We start from the raw sequence: 21,872 nt of genomic DNA on the forward strand, positions 1-21,872 counted from the left end.
AGTAGCGCCATGAACGTACGGGATGAGCACACGTGGTCCCTCTGGATGGACGTATCTGTCGCCGAAGCTCCGGTGCTGTCGCGTACGGTCGGCGTGGACGTTGCCGTGGTCGGCTCCGGAATAGCCGGGCTTTCGGTCGCATATGAACTTGCTTGCCATGGACGTTCGGTTGCAGTCATCGATCGCGGCCGCATCGGCAGCGGGATGACGGCGCGCACCACGGCGCATCTGGCGACCGCACTTGATGATGGTTACGATGCGCTCGCGCGAGTCCGCGGCCCTGACTGTGCGCGGCGTTACTATCAGAGCGTCGCTGCCGCGATCGATCGCGTCGAGGCGATCCAAGGCGCCGAGCACATCGATTGCGGTTTTAAGCGCGTCGATGGCTACTGGGTACTGGCATCCGGAACGTCCGCATCCGAGCTGGATAGTGAATTGGATTGCTGTCGCAAGCTGCAGATTCCTGTCGAAAATTGCATTAATCCGACACCATTCCATGACAGGGGTCAGATGCGTTCGCTGCGCTTTCCGCGCCAGGCGCGCCTGCATCCGACTAAATATCTCGCCGGTCTGGCGAGCGCACTGCAGCGCCGGGGCGCCCAGCTCTATGCTGACACCTGCGTCGAGAGCATCCAGCAACGCCAGGGTAGCATGGTCGTCACCACCGCCTCAGGCTACGAGGTTCACGCCGCCGACGTGGTGGTTGCGACCAACTCGCCCGTCAATGTTCAGGTGGCGATCCACACCAAGCAGGCGCCTTACCGCACTTATGCACTCGCCGCGAAGATTGCGGCCGGCGCCGTGGAGGATGCGCTCTATTGGGACACGCTCGATCCTTATCATTATGTCCGCCTCCACTCGTTATCTGCCGACGAGGACATCGTGATCATCGGCGGCGAAGATCACAAGTCGGGTGAGGCGAATGATGGCGCACAGCGCCTTGACGCGCTTGAGCGCTGGGCGCGCGAGCGATTGCCGGATTTGCGCGAGGTCACCCATCGGTGGTCGGGTCAGGTGCTGGAGCCGGTCGATTTCGCCGGCTTCATCGGCCGCAGCCCCGGCGAGGAGCATGTATTCGTTGTCAGCGGCGACTCCGGGCAGGGGATCACCAACGGGCTCGTGGCCGGCATGCTGATCGCGGATCTCATCACCAGCGGCGCAAGTGCCTGGGAGGACGTCTACGCTCCGTCGCGGAAGATTCAGAGGAACATCGGCGAGTTCATCAGTGAGAACATCACCCCTATCAAGAACTTCGCGGAGTATCTCACCGCAAGTGAAATCGCGAGCGCTGAACAACTGCGGCCCGGCGAGGGGCGCCTCTTCCGAAGCGGCCTGAAGAAGATCGCGGCGTGCCGGGACCGAAGCGGACATTTGCATTTGCATTCGGCGAGCTGCACCCATTTGGGCTGCGTCGTGCACTGGAACTCACTCGAACAGTGCTGGGACTGCCCATGTCACGGATCGCAGTTTGCACCCGATGGCACCGCGCTCAACGGCCCGGCGGTTTCCCCGCTCGGCGAGGCTGAAAAGCCGGCCAATCTTGAAGCGGCAGAATGAGCGGCATCTCTCGGCGTGTCGTGGTCAGGCTTTAAGGGGGCTTGGGCCGGCTGCTGCAGCTTTTACCTGGCGAGCTACATGTGAATCATGATGCGCGCCGATCTGATGTGACTATTCCTCGCAGGCTGTACAGGCTATATCCCTGTCGCCTGTCATTGAACTGTCATGTTACCGCAAATGCTAAAGTCAGATGCTGCGCCGGCTCGCAAGACTCCGGGCGCGCCGGAAGCCAATCCTTCTGTTGGGAACACCAAGAGAACGCAGCTCCTCACTGGCTTGCCGGGGCAACGCGAGGACGTCAGCGTGGAACCCGCGACGGTCGAGGAGCGCACTGCCATTGAGCAGACGCCATCGCAGGACGTGACGCCCGCGCCGAGCCCAACCCAGCCCGCATCTCCCGTTGGCGAAATCGAGCTCAAGCTGCTCGTCGGTGCCGATCGCATGGCGCATTTCGGCGCAGCGCCCGTGATCGCGGCGAACGCACGCAACAAGGGCACGCGCAAACGTCTCAAGTCTGTCTACTACGACACGCCCGAGCGGGCGCTTCGTCGTGCCGGCCTGAGCTTGCGCGTCCGCCAGAGCGGCACGCGTTTCGTGCAGACCGTGAAGACCGAGGTTGCGGACGATCCGTTGCGTCGCGGCGAATGGGAAGCAAGCGTGCCTTCGCTTGCGCCCGATCTCGCTTTGGCGATGCCGTTCATTCCGGAGAAGCTTCGCGAGCGACTCAAAGCGCAGCCGCTCGAAGCGGTGTTCACGGCCGATGTGCATCGTCACACGCGCATCATCGACCTGCCATCCGGCACGGTCGAGGTCGCCTGCGACCAGGGCGAGCTGACGGCCGGCGACCGGTCGGTTCCTGTCAGCGAGATCGAGCTGGAGCTGAAGAGCGGCAGCGCGAGCGCGATCTACGAGATCGCCCTGCGCCTTGCGGAGCACGGAACGGTGAAGCCGTCCATCCGCAGCAAGTCTGCGCGCGGCTTCGACCTTGCCGCGGACCTGCCGCCGTCGGCACGCCGGCCGCGCAAGGTTCGCCTCGATCCCTCCGTGACGCTCGACGAAGCCTTCGCGACCATCCTGCGCACCTGCTTCCTTCACCTGCTGCAATCGCTGCCGGCGGCCGAGGACGGCCGCAATCCGGAAGGCGTGCATCAGCTGCGCGTCTCGCTGCGCCGGCTGCGATCCGCGCTCGACCTGATGCGTTCGGTCGGCGCGCTCAGCAATCTCGAGGCGCTGCGTTCGGAGGCCAAATGGCTGGCGCAAGGCCTGTCCGCCGCGCGCGACTGGGACGTGTTCCAGCTCGACACCTTGCCGGCGATCGCAAGAGCCTGTCCTTCGGTCGCGGGCTTCGATGCGCTTGGGCGGGCCGCGGCTCAGCGTCAGGCGGAAGCCTATCGCAGCGCCCGCCACGCGCTCGATGATCGCCGCTGCGCGCTCTTCCTGATCGGCCTCGGCGGCTGGATCGAGGCGCGCGGCTGGCGCAACGGCGTCGCGCCCGAGGATCTCGGCCGGCTCGCCGAGCCCGCCGTCAATTTCGCGCAGCGCGTCCTGTCGGAACAGCACGCGAAGGTGCTCAAGCGCGGCCGCCGCTTCAAGTCGCTGACGGTCGACGAGCTGCACCGCGTGCGGCTCGCCACCAAGCGGCTGCGCTATCTCAGCGAGTTCCTGCTGCCGCTGTACGAGGATCGCAAGTCCGCACGAAAATTCGCACGCCGGCTCGCCGGCTTGCAGGAGGAGCTCGGCGTCTTCAATGACATGGCGGTGACGGCCTCGTTGCTCGATGGGCTCGGCGCTGACGATCGCGACAGCGCCATTGCGGCGGCCGCGATCGCCGGCTGGCAGGCGCGGGCATCGATCGGCATGCAGCAGGGCTTGCAGGATAGCTGGCGGGATTTTGCCGCCGCACGCGTACCCTGGTCGCGCCAAGGCCAGCAGAGCTGATCGCGCTTTCCCAAAAAGTTGCGGCCAGCCATTGGGGGATGGCTGGCCGCGCGCGAACCGGTCTGGGACGGGGAGGGGTGGGGATGTGACCGGGTCGCGTAACCTGTTGTCTCGTTCCTACTAATCTTTGGCGCTGGCGGTGGAGACCGCCGGCTTGGTATCGCCCAGCGAGACCCAGACGTTGGGATCGCTCTGCGACTGGCGCTTGACGAAGCGGTAGCCGGTCTCCGTCCAGGCGAGGACGTTCTCGTTCTGATTGTCGAGAATGAACTCGCCCTTGTCGGTCTTCACCGTCAGCACCGCGTGGCCTTCGCCTTTCTTGTCGCGCACCACGGTGATGAGCAGGGCCTGGCGCGGCCAGCCGGCATCCATCAGCATCTTGCGCTTCAACAGCACGTAGTCTTCACAGTCGCCGTAACCGTCTGACGGCAGCGACCACTTCTCGATCACGCCCCAGTGCTCCTGGTCGGTCAGAGGCTTGACGGTCTCGTTGACCCAGCGATTGACCTTGACGAGGTCGCGCCAAGCCGCCTGCGACATCACGATGTCGCGCGGCTGCAGCGGTGCGCCCTGGCACTGGGCAGCATTGTCCGCGCAGAACTCGACCCAGCCGATCGGCGCACGCGTGGTGTCGCCGAGGCTCGCGTAGAGCAGACGGCCTTCGCCGGCCTGCGCTGCCGCGCTGATCCCGAAGAGCATGGCGGCCAGCGCCAGTCCCTTCCCCCGTCCCCTGAAGTCAAACATTGCGGCCCCCGTTTCTTGTTGGGACCACATTTCGCACGGAGCTTTTGAGTTGCCGCTAAGTCGACCAAGTCAAGTCGAGACGAATGCAAGTAAAAGGCGCGGCGAATTCGATCTATACTTGAATAGAATTCGCGTAAAATTGGATATGACTGCAATTGATTCAAATTTTATCTATTAACGCGGAAACGCTGGGAGGAGCGTTGTTTGCGCTCATCTGCGGCCCCTCCGTTAACCGCTGGCCATTCACCGCGAGACATGAAAAAGGCGGCGTCCGCATCGCGGAAGCCGCCTTCGAGCCTGGAAATATGGAGGTTTTCGCGTCCTTGCGCTTTACCGCGCGGTAACGCTCTCTTCGAGTGTCTCCACTGGCTGCTCGTGCATGAACTCGAGCGCGAAGCCGTCCTCGAGGTTTCGAACCACGCGGCCCTGGACGCGGCCGAGCAGAACCGTCGACTTCAGCGGCGGCCGGTTCTCGGCGGCGATGGCCGCGCCCGACAGCGAGAGGTCGATGATGCGGCAGGTCATCTTGGTGCCGTCCTCGAGCGTCAGCACCGCGATCGGGTTGCGCGGCACGATACGGTCGTGGCGGCGGTCCTCCGGCAGATTGAGGATGTCGCGGTTGGCGAGCCAGGTCAGCTGCGCGGCGAGCTTGTCGCGCTTGCGCGGCGTCGCACCGATGGTCATGGCGAAGCCGTTGTCGATGATCCGGGTGATCTTGCCCTCGACGCGGCCGATATGGTCGAGATAGGCGACCACGCGGTCGCCGACATTGCCGATGCCGGGGGCGAGCAAGGCGAGGCCGCCCGGCGACATGTTGATCACCTGGCAGGGGAATTCCCGGCGGTCCGGCAGCATGTAGCGGCCGAGCAGGTGCACCTTCACCCGCTGGAAGCGCCTGCGCTCCTCGGCGGCCGGAAGAAATTTTTTGTTCGCCAACGCCATTTCCAACACCCGACCCCCCGCCCGGGCGGAGTCCTTGCGACCCTAAGGTGCACAGGGTTAATGCCGCGTTAGGATCGGGCGCGCTGGACACGGACAGACACGATGCGCTCGAAAAGCCACACCTTCAGGCGGGGCTCGGCTTCCTCGCGGCGCGCCCATAAAGCAGGCACAGCAGCGCCAGCAGCACGGCGGCCGACAAGCCGAGCGACCAGTGGATGCCGATCGCCGCGCCTGCCACCCCGACCGTGATGCCGCTGAAGGCGCGCATGCCGAGCCCGGCCATGTTGTAGAGGCCGACGACGCGGCCGCGGATGTCGTGCGGGGCGTTCAGCTGCACCAGCGCCTGCGCCATGGTGTTGAAGGAGAGCTCGAAGAAGCCCGCGAAGAACAATAGCGCGATCGCGACCGGATAGACCGGCACGAGCGCGAAGCCGAGCAGCGCCACGCTCCACAGCATCGCCAGCGTGATCGCGGTGCGCGGGGTGCCCTTCAGCCGTCCCCAGGATTCCAGCGCGATGCCGGCCAGCAATGCGCCGGCCGCGTCCGAGGCGAGCAGCACGCTGTAGGAGACGCCGGGATCGCCATGGCCGAGATCGCCGGCATAGCCCGGCATCTGGGCGTGATAGGCGTTGCCGATCATGAAGGAGGTGAGGCCGGCGAGCCACGTCATCGCCGACAGCACGGGCTGGGTGCCGATCGCGCGGATGGTGAGCACGATGTCGGCGAGGCCGCGCACCGCGAAGCGGCGCGCCGCCACGCTCTTGTCCCTGATCGGGGCCCAGAACAGCCACAGCAGCATCGGCAGATAGAACAGCGTGTTGAAGATGATGCCGTGCGAGGGACCGAGCGTCAGCATGATGAGCCCGCCCACCGCGGGGCCGACCAGGATGCCGAGATAGCGCGCCATCGCGTTCAGCCGCACCGCGCTCGGCAGGTCGGCCGGGCCGACCAGGTCGTAGAGCAAGAGCTGGTTCGGCGTCTGCCAGAGCACGCCGGCGCAGCCATGGATCACCAGAAGCAGCATCGCGTGCCACATCTGGATCGTATCGGTCAGGAAGAAGAAGCCCCAACCGGCGGAGGCGACGATGAACAGCAGCATGCCGCACTGGATGATGCGGCGCGGATCAAACCGGTCGGCGAGGCCGCCGACCGCGACGGAGAACAGCAGGAACGGCAGCCAGTGCGACAGCACGGCAAACCCGCCCAGCGTCGGCGAATGGAATTTCTGGAACACCACCCAATAGCTGATCACATGCTCGATATTGTCGGCCATCATCGCCAGCACGTAAGAGGCGAACTGGAGACGGTAGGGCACGGACCTCATCGCCGCGAACGATCCGGACGCGGCCACGGGATTTTGGGGGAGGGGGTTCACTGGAGGACCTGAGGTGAGACTCCTGGCGCCTTACACGTTCGCCAGTCGGCGCTCAAGACAATTGGGCGTGCTGGAACAGCAGCCATGCACTCCTGCCACGAGGCCTGCGTTATCTGAGGTGCGAGCCTTGCGGCTTCCGGCCTGCGCTCGTCGAGCCGCAGCAGTCGCCGCATGCAGGGCACGGAATTATTCGCTACGATCGTCTCCATGGAACAGAACAGTCTCTACGATCGGCCGGATCTCTATGACCTGATGGCGCCGCCAGATCCGATCCTCGAAGGCTTCTATGTCGACATCGCGCGAACGCGGTGGCCGCGTGCTCGATCTTGCCTGTGGGAGCGGTCGCCTCACCGTTCCATTGGCGCGGGCGGGCCTTGATGTCATTGGAGGCGATCTGTCTTGCGCGATGCTGGAGCGGGCGCGAGATTACGCCAGGGCGAACGCGGTTGAGCCCGGCTTCGTCGAGTTGGACATGCGCGATTTCGATCTCGGCGGGCGGACTTTCGACACCATCGTCGTCGCCGTGAACTCGATCCTGCATCTGCATAGTCTCGACGACTTCAGAGACTTCTTCGGATCGGTCGGCAGACATCTGTCGCCGCAGGGTCGGCTGGTGTTCGACGCCTTCCTGCCCAATATCGCCATGCTCAACGCTGATCCCAACAAGCGCGAGTTGATCGGCACGGTGGTCCACGATCGCCTTGGCGCCATCACTGTCGAGGAGACTGCGAGATACGACCCGCTCACCCAGATCAGGCACGTGGATTGGTGCTGGTCGAGCAAGACGGAGAAGGATTTTTGGCAAGCCGCCTTGCCGATGCGCAACATCTTCCCGCAGGAGATGCCGTTGCTCGTGACCTCGGGCGGCCTCCGCCTCATCGAGCGCTTCGGTGATTTCGATCGCAGCACGTTAACGGCGGAAAGCATGCGGCAGATATGCGTCTGCGGCCTTTAGTCCTGTAGCCCGGATGGAGCGAAGCGAAATCCGGGCCGTTAGCCGTGGATGGACTTCTCCCGGATTGCGCTGCGCTCCATCCGGGCTACGATCCTGTCCGCTTGGCACGAGCGCGCATCTCACATACGCTTCGCCTCAGCCCGCACGATCAAAACACAACAAGCGGGCAGCGAGGAAACAGCCATGCAACAAATCCGCGTCTGCACCCACGCAGGTCCCGGCTCGGAGCCCGTGATCCGCACCGTGCCGTGGCCGAAGGTCGGCCGCAAGGCTGCGCTGATCAAGGTCGGCGCCTGCGGGGTTTGCGGCACCGATCTCCATATCCTCAAGGGGCACTGGCCGAAGCCGCTGCCCTGGCCGTTCACGCTGGGACACGAGCTCGGCGGCGTCATCGTCGAATGCGGCGACGAGTTCACCGAAGATTTCATGAGCAAGCCGCTCAAAGTTGGATCGAAAGTGATGATCCCGCCCTTGATGCCGTGCGGCCGCTGCTACTATTGCATCCACTATCCGCAAACCGCGAACAAATGCCTGACGCCGGTCTATTACGGCCGCTATCTCGGCTTCGACAAGGCGCCGCATTTGTGGGGCGGCTGGGCCGAATATGTCTATGTCGATCTCGACATGCTGCCGGGCACCAAGATCTACAAGCTGCCGGACGACATGTCGTTGCGCCTGGGTGCGCTGTCGGAGCCGCTGACCTCCTGCATTCGGGCCTTCAATCGTGCGACCCGCGCCGGCGGATTCAGCTGGGGCGACACCGTGGTGATCCAGGGCTCCGGCCCGATCGGCATTCTGGCGGTCGCGGCCGCCAGGGAGATGGGGGCGGGGCGCATCATCTGCGTCGGCGCGCCGGAGGAGCCGCGGCTCAAGCTGGCGCGTGAGTTCGGCGCCGAGGCGACCGTGAACATCGAGGAGCTGAAATCACCGCAGGATCGCATTGCGCGCGTCCGCGAGATCGTCGGCGGCTTCGGCGCCGATCTCGTGATGGACTGCTCGGGCCACCCCTCAGCCGGCCCCGAAGGCATCGAGATGCTGCGCGACGGCGGCACCTATGTCGAGATGGGCCAGTTCACCGACGCCGGCTCGATCGACACCTCCTGGCACCGCATCTGCACCAAGGATCTCAACGTGCTGGGATCCTGGGGCTTCACCGGGAACGACCTCCCGCTCGGCGTCGACATGCTCTACCGCACCCGTGACAAATACCCGTGGCTGAAAATGCAGACGATCTACCCGTTCACGGAAGCGGGCGTCGCGCAGGCCGTGCAGGACGCAATGGCGATGAAGACGGTGAAGGCGACGATCGTGCCGTGGCCGGAGCTGGTGGAGTAGACGATGCCGTCCGCGCCTCACGATCTCGCGGCGTTCCTGGTCGAAGCCAAACGCCGCACCTATGCGGGTCTCGATGACGATGCGACCGTTGCTGCGCCGCTGCTTACCGGCTCCAAGCAGCTCGAGCATCACGCGCCGCCTTATGCCTATCGCGATATCTATTTCGGGATGGGCTTCTTCGTCGGGCAGGAGACCGTGTCGCGGGATGAACGCGTCATCTGGTCGATGAGCTACAGCGGCGGCGTTCGTGCGGAGATCACGGAGCGGGAGATCTTCCTCGCCATCTACAAATTCCTGCGCCAGGCGTTGCTGCGCGTCGGCGTCGAAGAGCCTTACCGGGGACCTCGCCTGTTCGAGCAGGACGGCATGGCGTACCGCAACGAGATCGAAGGCGGTACCGATCGCTTCCACGGTGTGGAGACGATTGCCCGGCAGGATGGTACACCGCTTTATGAGCTGCGCTATGGTGGCGGCCTGCTGCGATAGACAAAATCCGTAGCCCGGGTGGAGCCGAGCGTAATCCGGGGACGTCCGTCCCGCATTCCGCTTTGCTCCATGCGGGCCAAAAGTCGGAGCCTGGAACGAGCGACGAAATGACCGACGAAAAGACACCCGAACCAGCCCGACAATCCCCCTTCCACGCCATCCGCGCGATCGACTACACGGTCATCTTCGTGCGCGACATGGCGCCGATGCGCCGCTTCTACGAAGACGTCCTCGCCTTTCCGCTCTCGCGCGAGCTGTCGCCGAACTGGATCGAGTACGGCCTCGGCAGCAACACGTTGGTGCTGGCAAGGCCGAGCCGCACCGCCAGCGATGCACCGACGCCAGCGGGCAGCGCCTCGCTGCAGCTGGCCTTCAAGGTCTCTGCTGCAGAGGTCGACGCGTGCGCCGATGAACTCGTGCGGCAAGGCGGGGCGCTGCTGTCACCGCCGACCAACCAGCCCTTCGGCCATCGCACGCTGTTCTTCCGCGATCCCGACGGGAATCTGCTGGAGGTGTACGCCGAGATCTGAGAAATTCTATTTGACGTATCCCGACAACATGGCGTGCGCCCAGTCCGGACGGTTGTTGGCGAGCGCGCGCGCCGAGGCGGCCTCCCAGTCGTATTCGAGGGCCAGGAGCTCGACCTGCCAGCCCCTTTTGCCCTTGGTGAGGATCGCGTAGCGGGCGTGAGGCGAGCGGTGTTCCAGTTTCGCGGCAAAGGGAATGTCAGCGAAAACAGGGCATCCGACGCTGCCGGGATTGAGGACCAGACATTCGCGCGGCCCGTGAACGACGGCCGAGCGGTGGCTATGGCCACACAGCACCACGCGCGCCGCCGGCTCGCTCGCAAGGCGTGCTTCCAGCACGTCGCGGCGTGCCGGCACGAAGCGGCCGTCGTCGAGTGCGTCCTCCAGCAGGCACGCCGTATCGCTCTCGGGCGTGCCATGGCAGGCCAGGATGCCGTCGTCCAGCCGCAGCTGGGAGGGCAGGTTGTGAAGCGCGCGGCGCTGCTCTGCAGTCAGTGCGTTTCGCGCAAACAGACCTGCCGGCGAGAGCTTGTCGTCCGGAAACTCCTCGATCCAGCGATCATGATTTCCGCGCACGGTCGGCAACGACAGCGATTGGAGGAATTCGAACGTTTCCCTCGGCCACAACGGGCTGGTGACGCAGTCGCCGAGGTTGACTATCCGATCGACGCCCCGCGTCTTGATATCCGCCAGCACCGCCTCCAGCGCGGCGAGATTGCCGTGGACGTCGGAAATGACCGCCAATCGCATCTTTATTCCCCATATCGCCAGACGTGAGCGTGGCTCGGCTATAGGCCGATCCCGCCGCGCCAAGGTTAATCGAGCTGGCCGCAAAAATCCGCTGCAAGCTTCAGGCGCGGCTCGCCGTCAAGCCATGCATCACGGCTATGGTGATTTCCGGGCGCTTGGCGTAAAGAGCGCCCAGATCAAATCAGCGTGCGGTCGGGCCGTTTGCCGCGCACGCAGCTCGGGGCGCCGGTTCACCGTTTGCGCGCCTGAATCAAACAAGGTTTCCCATCTCGTGTCTCTTCCGGCCCTGACCCCGCCGCTCGCCCGCGCTTTGGCCGAGCGGAACTATGATTCACTGACGCCCGTCCAGCTCGCGGTGCTCGCCCATGAAGCCACCAGCCGCGACCTCCTGGTCTCGGCCCAGACCGGTTCCGGCAAGACCGTCGCTTACGGCTTGGCCATCGCAAAGAACATCCTCGATGACGCCGAGCAGTTCGCACCAGCGGCCGCGCCGCTCGCCTTGATCGTGGCGCCGACCCGCGAACTCGCGCTCCAGGTTCAGCGCGAGCTGGCCTGGCTCTATGGGCATGCCGGCGGGCGTGTCGTCTCTTGCGTTGGCGGCATGGATCCGCGGCGCGAGCAGCGCGAGCTCGCCGCCGGCGCGCATATCGTCGTCGGCACCCCCGGGCGTCTGTGCGATCATCTGCGGCGCGGCCGTCTCGACATTTCCGAGCTCGCCGCGGTTGTGCTCGACGAAGCCGACGAGATGCTCAATCTCGGCTTTCGCGAGGACATGGAATTCATCCTCGAGACCACGCCGCAGACGCGCCGCACCTTGCTGTTCTCGGCGACGTTTCCGCGCGGCATCGTCGCGCTGGCGCGGCAATATCAGCGCGACGCCTTCCGGATCGAGGTCGCCGGCGACGAGGGCGGCCACGCCGATATCGAATACCGCGCGATCCGCATCGCGCCCGCCGACGTCGAGCATGCCGTCGTCAACGTGCTGCGCTTCTACGAGGCGCCGAGCGCGCTGGTGTTCTGCAGCACGCGCGATGCTGTCAGGCATTTGCAAGCCGCGCTCCTGGAGCGCGGCTTCTCTGTGGTCGCGCTGTCGGGTGAATTGACGCAGAACGAACGCACCCTGGCGCTGCAGTCGCTACGCGACGGGCGCGCCCGCGTCTGCGTTGCGACCGACGTTGCCGCCCGCGGCATCGACCTGCCGAGCCTCGACCTCGTCATCCATGCCGATTTGCCCAACGACGCCGAAGTCATGCAGCATCGCTCGGGCCGTACCGGGCGCGCGGGCCGGAAGGGCACGAGTGTCCTGTTGGTGCCGCCCGCGCGGCGGCGGCGCGCCGAGCTGTTGCTCGACCTCTCTGGGATCGACGCGGCCTGGGGCACGGCGCCGCAGGCGGATGACATCCGCAAGCTCGATCACGCACGCATGAAGGACGTGCTGTTCACGGAGGAGACCACTCCCGACGATCTGGCCCTGGCGCAGGCGCTCTTGGCGGAGCGCTCGGCGGAGGACATCGCCGCCGCGCTGGCGCGGCTTTATCGCGCGCGGCTGCCGTCGCCCGAGGACCTCATCGATCCCGGCGAACGAAGCGGCAAGCCGGAGCGCGGGCGTGATAGATCCGGAGAGGGCGATGACCGCGCCAAGCCGCGATCGAAGGCTGGGAAATCCTCGAAGCACGCCATAGCGGAGGGCAGCGTCTGGTTCCGCGCCGCCATCGGGCGCCGCAAGAACGCGGAAGCGCGCTGGCTGCTGCCGATGATCTGTCGCCGCGGCGGCATCGACAAGCGCGACATCGGCGCCATCAGGATCATGGACACCACCACCGAGTTCGAGATCTCCCAGCGGGTCGCCGAATCCTTTGCGGCGAAGATCAAGCGTCCCGACAAGGAAGACAGCATCCGGATCGAGCCGATGACGGATGCGCCGCACCGGCAAGACGCTCCTCAGGAGCGCTCCCGCGCGCCGCAGCGCGAGGCCGGCGCTCATCATGAACGGCGCGAGGATCGCCCGCGCGAGGCGAGTGGATTCAAGTCGCGCAGCAAGCCTCAGGGCGAGCGCGCGTCGAAATTCGGTGATGCGCGTTCTTTCGCAAAGAAAAAGAAGCACAAGAACAAGCCCGGCCATGCAGAGCCTTCGGTCACGCCGTGGCCTGCGAAGGGCGCGCCCGAGAAAAATGCGAAGAAGAAGCGTCGGGGCTGATCTGCCGCTTTCCGGCCCCGGCCAGACTAACGCCGCCGAAGGCTCGCGCGGTGCGCTATGGCGCAATCAATCAGTAACATGGTGCCATCCGGACGCGCCTGCGAGCCCGCGCCTTCTCGAGTTGGCAGAATCCTTTTCGGCAAACTCAAAGCGGCAAGAGCGGCGCCTGCGGCGAGGCGTCGCTTGAATCGAATTTAATCAAGTCGAGAGTCTGAAAGCGAACTGAAGGTCCGATCCTGGTTGGTCATAGTTGGCATCGGCAGGGGGCGAGAGCAGCTCATCAGCAGCATCCCTCCATTTTGAGAGTAGGGGCACTGGTTTCCCGGTGCGGCCCGCACCCGGGAGCTTCTGAGAGTCTTCAATCCAACATCTGGTTTCGCGTGAAAGGATGGAATGACGATGCATGATGCCAATGTGAAAGCCGAGACGAATGCCACTCCCGCGGGAGGGAATGGTGGTGCAAGGCTCAAGTTCGACGTGCCGTTTTTCAATATCCAGGAGATCTTCGGTGATCTTGCCGAGCAGGGCGCCGCGCGGGCCAAGGCAAATCTCGAGCAGATGAAGGCGGCTTCCGAGGAGATCACCGACGCTTTCCGCGAAGCCTGTGCGACCAATGCCACGCGTGCCGCCGACTACGGCACCAAGGTCATCGAAATATCGAAAATCAATACCAGCTCCACCCTGGAATTCCTGTCCCAACTGGCCGATGCGAGGTCGTTTGCGGATGTCGTGAACCTCTCCACCACCCACACCCGCAGGACCTTTGAAATGGCTTCCGGGCATAACCGGGAGCTTTGGGACCTTGCCCAGAAGGTTGCGACCGAGACAGCCGAGCCGATCAAGAAGAGCTTCAACCGGGTTCTGCACAGGGCAGCTTGAATCGAGGCTATCGGCCGCGTGAATCGGCGGACGAGCGTCTTCGCCAGAAGAGACGCCGTCCGGCTGATGGCGGCGACGCCTTTCCGTGAAGGGATGCCGAGCTGGAGGAAATCAGATGGGTATGGTGATGATCAAGTGCCCGGAAACGGGCCGAGCCATTTCGACCGGCATCGAGATGGACCGCGAACGATTTCGGTGCAGTGCAGTGTTCTTCTCTCGCACCTATTGCGAGATGTGTGCGGCAACGCACGAGTGGTTTGCCAAGGAGGCGTGGGTCTACGAAACGGGAAGTCCGGGGGTAGGCAGTCGTTCCGCGCGGGGGCGGCGTGAAGAAGCAGCCTGACGGCGTCCTGCGAAGCAATCCGATCAATTTGCCCGGGGACGGGCATTACGTCGCGGCGAGGTCGCGCAGCATGTAGGTCGCGCCGTCGCCGTAGGATGCGAGCTTTGCGTGCAACTCGGCGTCCGCCGTCACGGTCCGAAAGCCGACGCGTTCCCATAGCGGCGGCGTGCCGTAGACCGAGACCAGCGCGAGCGTTCTGATGCGTGATGCGCGCGCCAGCTTCTCGATATCACCGACATAAGCGCGCACGCCGCCGCCGCGGAACTCCGGCAATACGGCGACGTCGTGGATGTAGAGACAGTCGGCGCGATCGGGCAATGCTTGCAGAAAGCCGTCGAGCGGCGGAATTCGGTACCGCATCCAGGGATGTGCCAGTCCGTAGCCGATGATCCCCTGGTCCGTATCGAGCACGCCGCAGCCCTCCGGGCAAAGCCTGATCTTCTCCGCCAGCACCTCTTCGCGTTCGGGCAACGCCGGATGGATGCGTGCCGCAATCGCGCTGATCGCAGGAAGGTCGGAGGCGCGCGCGGGACGCCAATGCGGCTTGCTCATGTCGATCCGTCGTTCCGTGGTGTCCTTCCAATCTATTCCGCCGCGGCGATGCGCGCAGCGGGAAAGATCCTGGCGGTCGTTATCGCGGATATTCCAGCTGCATCGCCACGAAGTCGGCCGTGCGTGCTCCGTAGCGCGTCTCGATCGCGCGCAGCGTTTCGTCCAGCGCCCGCGCCGGCGGCGAGGCGCCGGAATCCGGCACGGCCTGCTCCGCCGGCCAGCTCCCGGCAATGCGGTCCGGCAGGATGCGAAGACCGCTGCGGCTGGTCCGCGCCTCTGCCGTGGCGGCGAAGGTGAGGGCGCGCGAGCGGTAGGTGCGCGACCACGCATCGGCGATCAGGGCGAGCGAGACCTCGTCGACATCAGGCGTCAACGCGATGCCGAGTTGCTCGCGCTTCCAGAATGCGAGCGTGTTTGCGATCGCCGTCAGCGCGAAGGGGCGTGTGAAGCTGAACGCGTCGCTGCGGTGGCGTGCGTCCCATCGCGCAAGGCCGATGTCGCCGGCGACCGCCTCGGCCTTGGCGCGGCCGGCGATCGCCTCGATCAAGGTGAGGGCCGTCGGCATGGATGCGGTGATGCCAGTGGTCGTCGCGACGCCCTGGTCGACGACCAGCCTGCGGTCCGCCGCGTAGCGGATCGTCGAATGCTTCTTCAGATCGCCCACGGAATACCAATGCGTCGTGGCCCGCTTGCCGTCGAGCAGCCCGGTGTTGGCAACAACCGTGGCACCGACGCACACGCCGATCACAATCGCGCCCTTGCCGGCTTGGCTCCTGATCCAGTGCAAGACCGTTGCGTCGTCGTCGCGGCTCATCGCCGGCACGATGACGTAGTCGGCGCCATCGGGGTGCGCGGCATCGAACTCGGCGATGGTCGCATGCGGCTGCACCTTGAGGGCGGGATAGAGCGTGACGGGCCCTGGCTGCGTCGACAAGGTGAGGACGTCGGCAATGTCGGCGCGGGCGAGAATGCCGTAGGGCATCAAGTAATCGGTGGTCTCGCTCATGTCGTTGATGCCGACGATGGCGATCAAGGGGCGCTTGCGTTTCGGCGGTTTCAGCGCCGCCAGGGTCGATTCGGTTTCGTCTCTGGAAATCGCAGGCGCGGGTCCCGAGGCTGGCGCGGCTGGCAGCAGGAGCAGCCAGGTCGCGCCGATCCCTGCCAGCAATGTCATGCCGCCGAGGGCAGTCCACGCCAGATTGCGCCAGCTCATCATGATGTCACCCGCTCGTCTCACGCGGCGCGGAAGCTATCCGGTCGCATCGACGTCAGGAATGACGCAAATCCGGCAAAAACGGTCATGCCGCGCGGCGATCCATCGCAGGATCGCCGCACGTCTGCAGGGGCTCTATCGCAGCCCCTCATACACCATCAGCCCGCGCGCGATCTGCAATTTGCGGATGGCGCGCGGCAGGAGTTTCTCCGGCTGGTGCAGGTAGCGCCAGGAAGTGAGGGTGAAGGCGGACAACGTGCCGCATTCGTCGTCGAACGGCGCGAGCACGCCGGTGACGCTGACCGGCGTATGCGGGCGGGCGTTGAAGGGCAGCAGCAGGAGCTCGAGATGCGCCTTGCTGCCGTCCTCCCGCGCGGCGGTGACGCCGGCGATCGCGCCCAGTGCCTCGTCGGCGACGATCGTCGTGATCTCCTCGATCTCGCTGCGGCTTGCTTCTGTGAACAGCGCCGCAAAGCTGCGGTCCTTGAGGTCGGTTCCCGCGAGCGCGCAGACGCGCGTGCCGGCGACGCGGAACGGGAAGCCGAGGTTCGGCTCGCAGGACAGCACGAAGATGTCGCCGAGCAGGCCGCGGACCGCGGCCGGGTCGATGTCGGCCCGGTCAGGAGCCCGTGCAGTGCCGCGCTTCTTGTCCCAATACGCGAAGAACGCGCGGCTCGACGGATGTTTCATGACTGAACGCTCGCCCCGGGGTGCAACCTCGAAGGGACAGACTTGTCCCGCTTCAGTGCACCTGCGATCCCTTCTGTTGTTGTGCAGGAGGGGATTTGCAGCGTCCATGCCGCCGGCGCGTTTTCAGGCTTCTTGGGCCGGCCTTTGCGTCGTTAACGTTAAATTAACTATGCGCTTCGTGCCGGCCGCGCGCCTGCTATGGTGACCGCGGTCGCAAGCCTCGCCGCTTTTCTCCAGGTTCTCGGCGGGGCCTGTACAGGGCGTCAAACAGTTTGGTCACGGGCCGCGGGGAGGGGTGGGGATACGCCTTATCTCTCCGGCCACCGGAAGACCGACACGGACAGGCAGGGCTTCGGCCCTGCCTTTTCCTTTTGTGCACTTGCGCAGGGACGGCAAAGGCGCCTATCTCCAAGTCTGTCGCCCCGATGTCGCCCGAAAGCGAAGCTGCCTTGGATTCCCCGCAAGATTCGTCGCCGCAAGGTCCTGAGCCGGGCCCGCCGGCCGTCGTGGAGGCTCCGCGCGAGCCGATCCTGACGCTGCCTCCGGCGCTGACCGCCTATATCCTGCTGCTGGCGGTGATCCATCTGCACGTGCTGCTACCGCCCGAGCTCGAGAACTGGACCATCGACGTCTTCGGCTTCATCCCGAAGCGCTACGATTCCTCGCTGCTCAATCTGCAGATCCCGGGCGGGGCGGGGGCGAAGGTCTGGACCTTCGTCACCTATTCGCTGCTGCACGCCAATCTCACCCATCTCGGCTTCAACGTGCTGTGGCTCTTGCCGTTCGGCAGCGCGTTGGCGCGGCGTTTCGGCACCGTCAGGTTCTTCGTCTTCCTGGCCGTGACGGCGGCGGCCGGCGCGCTCGCCCATCTCATCACCCATGAGCATGCGGTGGCGCCGATGATCGGCGCCTCGGCCTCGGTGTCGGGCGCGATGGCGGCCGCAATCCGCTTTGCCTTCGTCCGCGGCAGCTTCCTGTCGTTCAGCCGATCGGATGCCGATACCGCCGCGAAAGTTCCGGCGCTGCCGCTGTCCCGCGCGCTACGCGACGGGCGGGTGGTCGGCTTCCTCGCCGTTTGGTTCGGCATCAACATCATCTTCGGCGTGGGCGCGATCGGGGTCGATGCGGAAACCACGAGCGTGGCCTGGCAGGCGCATATCGGCGGCTTCTTCGCCGGCCTGTTGTTGTTCGCGCTGTTCGATCCCGTGCCGCGCGTGCGAAGCGATGCTGCGGATGCGTCATCACGGGACGTTTCAGACCGTATCTGAAGCGGCGCTTGCGACGCGGCCCGAATTCATCCATCATTCCCGCGAAGAATGTTCCGAAGAGACACGTCCTTAGCGGCGATGCTTCGCAAAGCGCACGAGCGTGAAACCGGCGCTGTAACTGTTAGTTGAAGACTCGCGAACAAGTCCGAACCGCCAAAGGCGGACGGCTCGGATTCAGGGAGGCGACGATGACGGTACGTTCCATTCTGAACACCAAGGGCCACCAGATCATGAGCGTCGAGCCCGACGCCAAGCTGGCGGACGCGATCAAGCTGCTCGGCGAGAAGAAGATCGGCGCGGTGCTGGTGATGAGCCAGAGCCGGCTCGAGGGCATCCTGTCGGAGCGCGACATTGTACGCGTGCTCGGCGAGCGCGGCGCCGGCGTGCTGGAGGCGCCCGTCTCGGAGGTGATGACCCGCAAGGTCGTGACCTGCAAGGAGACCGACACCGTCGCCGAGCTCATGGAGATGATGACGACCGGCAAGTTCCGTCATCTGCCCGTGATTGACAACGGCAAGGTGGTCGGCCTGATCTCGATCGGCGACATCGTCAAGCGCCGCGTCCAGGAATACGAGAGCGAGCAGGAAGCCCTGCGCGACTACATCAAGACAGCCTGATCAGGCCAAGTCTCCCGCTTTCGGCTCGTCCGCTTTCGGCGCGATGCCCGCTGGCGCCGGCGCCAGCACGTGGATCGCCTCCTGGATGGACTCCAGTGCACGCTCCGCAGCGCGCGTGCCATGTGCGATCAGGTCTTCGGAGCGGTGGAAGTCGAACCAGCCGAACTGACCGACCCGCGGCGTGATCAGCATGTCGGGCGGATCGCCGGCGAGACGGGCGCGGGTGATGCGGTCCTGCATGATGTTGAAGGCGTCCACCATCACCGAGGAGATGCCGGGCCGGCCGTTACCGCCGAAGAACTCGCGCTTCATCGTCTTCTCGGGCGAGAACAGGCGCGGGAAGCGCCGCTTCGCCGTCGGCTCCTCGGCCACCGGCACGACCGGGGCGGGCACTGCGCCGTGCGAATAGATCGTCGTGGAATGGGTGAAGATGTCGCTGGAAAGATTTGCGGCGATGACGATTTCGGCGCCGAGCGCGCGGGCGGCCGAGACCGGCACCGGGTTCACCAGCGCGCCGTCGACCAGCCAGCGGTCGCCGATCAGCACGGGCGCGAAGATGCCGGGCAGGGCGTATGAGGCGCGCATGGCATCGACCACGCGGCCGCGCGTCAGCCAGATCTCGTGGCCGGTGCGAACCTCGGTCGCGACGCTCGCGAACTTGATGGGCAGGTCCTCGATCAGGATCTGCCCGATCGCCTCCTCGAGCCGGGTCGCGAGCTTCTCGCCACCGAGCAGGCCGGAGCCGTTGAGACGGATATCGAGATAGCCGAGAATGTTGCGCATCCCTTGCAGGCTGCGCCCCCATTCCTCGAACGTATCGAGCCGGCCGGCCGCGTGGAGGCCGCCGACCACGGCGCCGATTGACGTGCCGACCACGACATCGGGCACGATTCCATTGGCAATCAGGGTCCTCAGGATTCCGATATGGGCAAAGCCGCGCGCCGCGCCGCCGCCGAGGGCAAGGCCGATCACCGGCCGGCGGATGCTGCCCAGGCCAACTTTTTCGCCGACTTTTTCGCCCACTTTCTCGCCGTTCGAGCCGTTCGCGCCCCGGCCTTTCAATCTGTCCAGCACCGAAACTCTCCTACGCCGGGCCAGCCCGCATCGTCAGACTAGGCATCGCACTTGCGCTTCGCCATATCAGGCGCGAAGCATGGTTTATGCCGCTTTGGAAAGGGCACGGGGCAGGAATATGGCGAGGGCCGGTTGCCACGGGACTAATCACGCAGCCGTCAAGCCGGTTCCACCGAAGGTCCAGGGCCGTATTCCCTGGGGTTTCAGAGGCTTGAATTTGCCGCGTTTTCGGTGAAAAGCAGGAAGCATGACACGCGGGGGTGACGGCATCGGCGGATGGCGGCGCAGCAGCAGGCTGCTGCCGGCGCTGATCCTTGCCCTATGCCTGTTTACGTCCGGCCAAAATTCCGCCCAGGCGCAGCTTTTCTCGGATCGTCCGCCGCCGGTACCGCCTGCCCCGGTGCCCGACCCAGGCAACGCTGTCAGCCTGGCGCCGCCCTCCGGGCTGGGCGCGGGACCGCCAAGCCTGCCGCCGACCCTGATGCAGCCGGCGACCCCGAGCATGCCACCGCCCGCGGTCTCGACCGTGCCGCCCGCCGCCCCGCTGAATGCGGCCGTGCCCGGACAGGGCGTGCTGTCGCTGACGGCGAAATACGGCAAGGACTCGGCCCCGATCACCAGCGGCCTGGTCTGGCGCGTGTTTGCCGACCGGCCCGACGAGAACGGCACCTTCAAGCTGATCCGCGAGGACCGCAGCGGGACGCCGAACATCGTGCTGCCGCCCGGCAATTATGTCGTCCACGTCGCCTTCGGCCTCGTCAGCGCGGTGCGCACCGTCAGCCTGAAGTCCGAGACCAATCGCGAATCCTTCGTGCTGCCGGCCGGCGGCCTGCGCATCGAGGGCCGCGTCGGCACCAGCCGCATTCCGCAGAACCAGATCTCATTCGCGATCTACAAGGGCAGCCAGTTCGAATCCGGCGAGCGCGCTTCCCTGGTGCCGAACGTCGCCGCCGGCGACGTCGTGCTGATCCCGGAGGGCACCTATTACATCGTCTCCAACTACGGCGATGCCAATTCGGTGGTGCGCTCGGACATCCGCGTCCAGGCCGGCAAGCTCACCGACGTCACCATCACCCACCGCGCCGCCGTCATCACGCTCAAGCTGGTCAGCGACAGGGGCGGCGAGGCGCTCGCCAACACCGCCTGGTCGGTGCTGACCCCCGGCGGCGACGTCATCAAGGAATCGATCGGCGCGTTCCCGCGCGTCGTGCTGTCCGAAGGCGAGTACCGCGCCATCGCCAAGAACGAGGGCAAGGTCTACGAGCGCGGATTCAACGTCGTCAACGGCGTCGACGGCGAAGTCGAGGTCATCGCGCGCTAAGGGCAGCCGGCGGCGAGAGGCTCCGGCACGACGATTCTCATCGCGCGCACGGATGTGCATCTTCTGTTACCGTCACCGTCAGTGGGTTTCTGCCAGGTAACCTCGGACCCCTCTCTGTGTTCTGTTGTGAACACTGGTAGCGTCATCATTACGTGCAGGGGCCAGCAAACACCGGCGGCATCGGCTTATTCCAGCAGCAGCGCGTCTTGCTTACGATCGTGGACGGTACGTATTTCCGATAATCAATTTTATTCGCTTTCCATCCTGCTGCGCTATATGTCTGGCGTCCGTCCAACGGGGGAAGCCGGAGCAGGCTCATGCCTTGCAGGACCGGCATGGAGCAGGGGACCAGGCTTGTCGACATGTTCGAAGTGATCCTCACCAGGCGCAAGCGGTTCGGCTGGCGGTGGCAGGTGTGCGACCAGTCCGGCAAGATATTTGCCGACGGCTTCGAGCGCACGCGCCCGTCCGCCAAATATCAGGGCGAACGCGCGTTGTTCTTCCTGCTGTCCCAGGCCTATTTGCGCAACCGCTCGGCGGCCTCCAGCGAGGATTAGCGGGGTAGGCCACCATCCCTTGCGTTGCCCGACGGGCAAAACACGCGAGCGCTAGGTCAACGCACGCGGACGAAAATATTCCGCTTTACCGAAATTCGGAAATCGCGTATGTGTCGCGCAACCCGGCCCAAGGAAGAGGGGCGTATCGCGATCGTCACGAACGCGGGCCGGGGGGCGGTGGACGCTGATGGCGTTGGCGCGAAAGGGTTTGCAGGGCGGAGAGCCGTGAGCAAAGACCTCGCGCATACGACCGGTGTCATCGGCGTACGGCAAAATCGTGTGGTCCTGGCGCCCGGGGTCTGTGCGCCAAGTCTTGTGGTGATGTGAGCGGCCCAACCGGGCCCACGCGTCAGCCATCCGCAAGGCGACGGGGGCAATAGTGCATCGCTCCCCGGGGAGAGCACGACATAAGCCGTAAAGCCACTGCGCAGGGAAGGCCGGATGTTTGGCTTCACCTGTATGCCGCTGTGCAAATTCTTCGTTGCCACCTTTCGCACAGTGGACCGTGGGTGCCCGGCCGGCACCCGGTCTTCCCTGCGCCCTCTTTCAATT

The 21,872-nt window shown here is 65.1% G+C and carries 21 protein-coding genes; 13 read left to right on the forward strand and 8 right to left on the reverse strand.

All coding sequences use genetic code 11. The annotated features are described in order from the left end of the window. The first annotated feature begins 9 nt into the window (after positions 1-9). Entirely contained in the window at positions 10-1,557 is a 1,548-nt protein-coding gene (locus ACTEK7_RS32715; protein WP_225147511.1) for an FAD-dependent oxidoreductase, read from the forward strand. Positions 1,558-1,734: 177 nt separating this feature from the next. Then, on the forward strand, positions 1,735-3,495 hold the full coding sequence (locus ACTEK7_RS32720; protein WP_225147510.1) for a CYTH and CHAD domain-containing protein: 1,761 nt from the start codon (positions 1,735-1,737) through the stop codon (positions 3,493-3,495). Between the two features lie 120 nt (positions 3,496-3,615). Here ACTEK7_RS32720 and ACTEK7_RS32725 read toward each other — a convergent pair whose 3' ends face one another. From ACTEK7_RS32725 to ACTEK7_RS32735, 3 genes are all read right to left on the reverse strand, one after another. Then, entirely contained in the window at positions 3,616-4,239 is a 624-nt protein-coding gene (locus ACTEK7_RS32725; RefSeq protein WP_036029667.1) for a transglutaminase-like cysteine peptidase, read from the reverse strand. Positions 4,240-4,569: 330 nt separating this feature from the next. Next, a complete protein-coding gene (locus ACTEK7_RS32730) occupies positions 4,570-5,181 on the reverse strand; it encodes a PilZ domain-containing protein (protein WP_025037137.1) in 612 nt (203 codons plus the stop codon). Between the two features lie 124 nt (positions 5,182-5,305). Beyond that, positions 5,306-6,556, reverse strand: a complete 1,251-nt coding sequence (locus ACTEK7_RS32735) for an MFS transporter (protein WP_345944093.1) — start codon at positions 6,554-6,556, stop codon at positions 5,306-5,308. Positions 6,557-6,821: 265 nt separating this feature from the next. Between ACTEK7_RS32735 and ACTEK7_RS32740 the strand changes: the two genes are divergently transcribed. From ACTEK7_RS32740 to ACTEK7_RS32755, 4 genes are all read left to right on the forward strand, one after another. Then, on the forward strand, positions 6,822-7,511 hold the full coding sequence (locus tag ACTEK7_RS32740; RefSeq protein WP_346347575.1) for a class I SAM-dependent methyltransferase: 690 nt from the start codon (positions 6,822-6,824) through the stop codon (positions 7,509-7,511). Between the two features lie 183 nt (positions 7,512-7,694). Continuing rightward, positions 7,695-8,846: a zinc-binding dehydrogenase gene (locus ACTEK7_RS32745; RefSeq protein WP_225115092.1), complete on the forward strand. Its 1,152-nt coding sequence runs from the start codon at positions 7,695-7,697 to the stop codon at positions 8,844-8,846. Between the two features lie 3 nt (positions 8,847-8,849). Then, positions 8,850-9,332, forward strand: coding sequence for a DUF5680 domain-containing protein (locus ACTEK7_RS32750; RefSeq protein ID WP_225132652.1), 483 nt, complete (start codon positions 8,850-8,852; stop codon positions 9,330-9,332). A gap of 107 nt (positions 9,333-9,439) precedes the next feature. Continuing rightward, complete coding sequence (locus tag ACTEK7_RS32755; protein ID WP_225147507.1) at positions 9,440-9,862, forward strand: VOC family protein; 423 nt, start codon at positions 9,440-9,442, stop codon at positions 9,860-9,862. A gap of 6 nt (positions 9,863-9,868) precedes the next feature. On the opposite strand, the gene ACTEK7_RS32760 is transcribed toward ACTEK7_RS32755, so the two are convergent. Then, the gene (locus ACTEK7_RS32760) at positions 9,869-10,609 is read right to left on the reverse strand and encodes a metallophosphoesterase family protein (protein ID WP_225147506.1); all 741 of its coding nucleotides are present in this window, start codon (positions 10,607-10,609) and stop codon (positions 9,869-9,871) included. 271 nt (positions 10,610-10,880) lie between these two features. On the opposite strand from ACTEK7_RS32760, the gene ACTEK7_RS32765 reads away from it, so the two are divergent. The 3 genes from ACTEK7_RS32765 (at position 10,881) to ACTEK7_RS32775 (ending at position 14,028) form a co-directional block, all read left to right on the forward strand. Then, the gene (locus tag ACTEK7_RS32765; RefSeq protein WP_225147505.1) at positions 10,881-12,806 is read left to right on the forward strand and encodes a DEAD/DEAH box helicase; all 1,926 of its coding nucleotides are present in this window, start codon (positions 10,881-10,883) and stop codon (positions 12,804-12,806) included. Between the two features lie 393 nt (positions 12,807-13,199). Continuing rightward, positions 13,200-13,685, forward strand: a complete 486-nt coding sequence (locus ACTEK7_RS32770; RefSeq protein WP_225132648.1) for a phasin — start codon at positions 13,200-13,202, stop codon at positions 13,683-13,685. A gap of 115 nt (positions 13,686-13,800) precedes the next feature. Further along, positions 13,801-14,028: a hypothetical protein gene (locus tag ACTEK7_RS32775; RefSeq protein ID WP_225115087.1), complete on the forward strand. Its 228-nt coding sequence runs from the start codon at positions 13,801-13,803 to the stop codon at positions 14,026-14,028. A gap of 45 nt (positions 14,029-14,073) precedes the next feature. Here the strand turns inward: ACTEK7_RS32775 and ACTEK7_RS32780 are convergent, their stop codons facing one another. The 3 genes from ACTEK7_RS32780 to ACTEK7_RS32790 form a co-directional block, all read right to left on the reverse strand. Continuing rightward, positions 14,074-14,580, reverse strand: a complete 507-nt coding sequence (locus ACTEK7_RS32780; protein ID WP_036015246.1) for a GNAT family N-acetyltransferase — start codon at positions 14,578-14,580, stop codon at positions 14,074-14,076. 79 nt (positions 14,581-14,659) lie between these two features. After that, a complete protein-coding gene (locus tag ACTEK7_RS32785) occupies positions 14,660-15,793 on the reverse strand; it encodes a DJ-1/PfpI family protein (RefSeq protein WP_225147603.1) in 1,134 nt (377 codons plus the stop codon). Between the two features lie 135 nt (positions 15,794-15,928). Continuing rightward, positions 15,929-16,483 carry a PAS domain-containing protein gene (locus tag ACTEK7_RS32790; protein ID WP_036015243.1) on the reverse strand — a complete coding sequence of 185 codons (555 nt, stop codon included), beginning with the start codon at positions 16,481-16,483 and terminating at the stop codon, positions 15,929-15,931. Between the two features lie 449 nt (positions 16,484-16,932). On the opposite strand from ACTEK7_RS32790, the gene ACTEK7_RS32795 reads away from it, so the two are divergent. Together ACTEK7_RS32795 and ACTEK7_RS32800 are read left to right on the forward strand one after the other, a co-directional pair. Continuing rightward, positions 16,933-17,751: a rhomboid family intramembrane serine protease gene (locus ACTEK7_RS32795; protein ID WP_036015285.1), complete on the forward strand. Its 819-nt coding sequence runs from the start codon at positions 16,933-16,935 to the stop codon at positions 17,749-17,751. A 188-nt stretch (positions 17,752-17,939) separates the two neighbouring features. Then, entirely contained in the window at positions 17,940-18,368 is a 429-nt protein-coding gene (locus ACTEK7_RS32800) for a CBS domain-containing protein (protein ID WP_036015240.1), read from the forward strand. On the opposite strand, the gene ACTEK7_RS32805 is transcribed toward ACTEK7_RS32800, so the two are convergent. After that, on the reverse strand, positions 18,369-19,442 hold the full coding sequence (locus ACTEK7_RS32805) for a patatin-like phospholipase family protein (RefSeq protein ID WP_036015237.1): 1,074 nt from the start codon (positions 19,440-19,442) through the stop codon (positions 18,369-18,371). It abuts the gene before it with no gap. 247 nt (positions 19,443-19,689) lie between these two features. On the opposite strand from ACTEK7_RS32805, the gene ACTEK7_RS32810 reads away from it, so the two are divergent. Then, entirely contained in the window at positions 19,690-20,763 is a 1,074-nt protein-coding gene (locus ACTEK7_RS32810) for a hypothetical protein (RefSeq protein WP_225147504.1), read from the forward strand. Between the two features lie 317 nt (positions 20,764-21,080). Then, positions 21,081-21,320 carry a hypothetical protein gene (locus ACTEK7_RS32815; protein WP_225115011.1) on the forward strand — a complete coding sequence of 80 codons (240 nt, stop codon included), beginning with the start codon at positions 21,081-21,083 and terminating at the stop codon, positions 21,318-21,320. Positions 21,321-21,872: the final 552 nt, after the last annotated feature.

This window comes from Bradyrhizobium sp. JHI2711 (assembly GCF_056156565.1).

Excerpts from the sequence above, each read along its gene's own strand:
- ACTEK7_RS32715 (WP_225147511.1), top strand. The coding sequence starts at position 10 with ATGAACGTACGGGATGAGCACACGTGGTCCCTCTGGATGGACGTATCT.
- ACTEK7_RS32720 (WP_225147510.1), top strand. The coding sequence starts at position 1,735 with ATGCTAAAGTCAGATGCTGCGCCGGCTCGCAAGACTCCGGGCGCGCCG.
- ACTEK7_RS32725 (WP_036029667.1), bottom strand. The coding sequence starts at position 4,239 with ATGTTTGACTTCAGGGGACGGGGGAAGGGACTGGCGCTGGCCGCCATG.
- ACTEK7_RS32730 (WP_025037137.1), bottom strand. The coding sequence starts at position 5,181 with ATGGCGTTGGCGAACAAAAAATTTCTTCCGGCCGCCGAGGAGCGCAGG.
- ACTEK7_RS32745 (WP_225115092.1), top strand. The coding sequence starts at position 7,695 with ATGCAACAAATCCGCGTCTGCACCCACGCAGGTCCCGGCTCGGAGCCC.
- ACTEK7_RS32750 (WP_225132652.1), top strand. The coding sequence starts at position 8,850 with ATGCCGTCCGCGCCTCACGATCTCGCGGCGTTCCTGGTCGAAGCCAAA.
- ACTEK7_RS32755 (WP_225147507.1), top strand. The coding sequence starts at position 9,440 with ATGACCGACGAAAAGACACCCGAACCAGCCCGACAATCCCCCTTCCAC.
- ACTEK7_RS32760 (WP_225147506.1), bottom strand. The coding sequence starts at position 10,609 with ATGCGATTGGCGGTCATTTCCGACGTCCACGGCAATCTCGCCGCGCTG.
- ACTEK7_RS32770 (WP_225132648.1), top strand. The coding sequence starts at position 13,200 with ATGACGATGCATGATGCCAATGTGAAAGCCGAGACGAATGCCACTCCC.
- ACTEK7_RS32775 (WP_225115087.1), top strand. The coding sequence starts at position 13,801 with ATGGGTATGGTGATGATCAAGTGCCCGGAAACGGGCCGAGCCATTTCG.
- ACTEK7_RS32780 (WP_036015246.1), bottom strand. The coding sequence starts at position 14,580 with ATGAGCAAGCCGCATTGGCGTCCCGCGCGCGCCTCCGACCTTCCTGCG.
- ACTEK7_RS32785 (WP_225147603.1), bottom strand. The coding sequence starts at position 15,793 with ATGAGCTGGCGCAATCTGGCGTGGACTGCCCTCGGCGGCATGACATTG.
- ACTEK7_RS32790 (WP_036015243.1), bottom strand. The coding sequence starts at position 16,483 with ATGAAACATCCGTCGAGCCGCGCGTTCTTCGCGTATTGGGACAAGAAG.
- ACTEK7_RS32800 (WP_036015240.1), top strand. The coding sequence starts at position 17,940 with ATGACGGTACGTTCCATTCTGAACACCAAGGGCCACCAGATCATGAGC.
- ACTEK7_RS32810 (WP_225147504.1), top strand. The coding sequence starts at position 19,690 with ATGACACGCGGGGGTGACGGCATCGGCGGATGGCGGCGCAGCAGCAGG.
- ACTEK7_RS32815 (WP_225115011.1), top strand. The coding sequence starts at position 21,081 with ATGCCTTGCAGGACCGGCATGGAGCAGGGGACCAGGCTTGTCGACATG.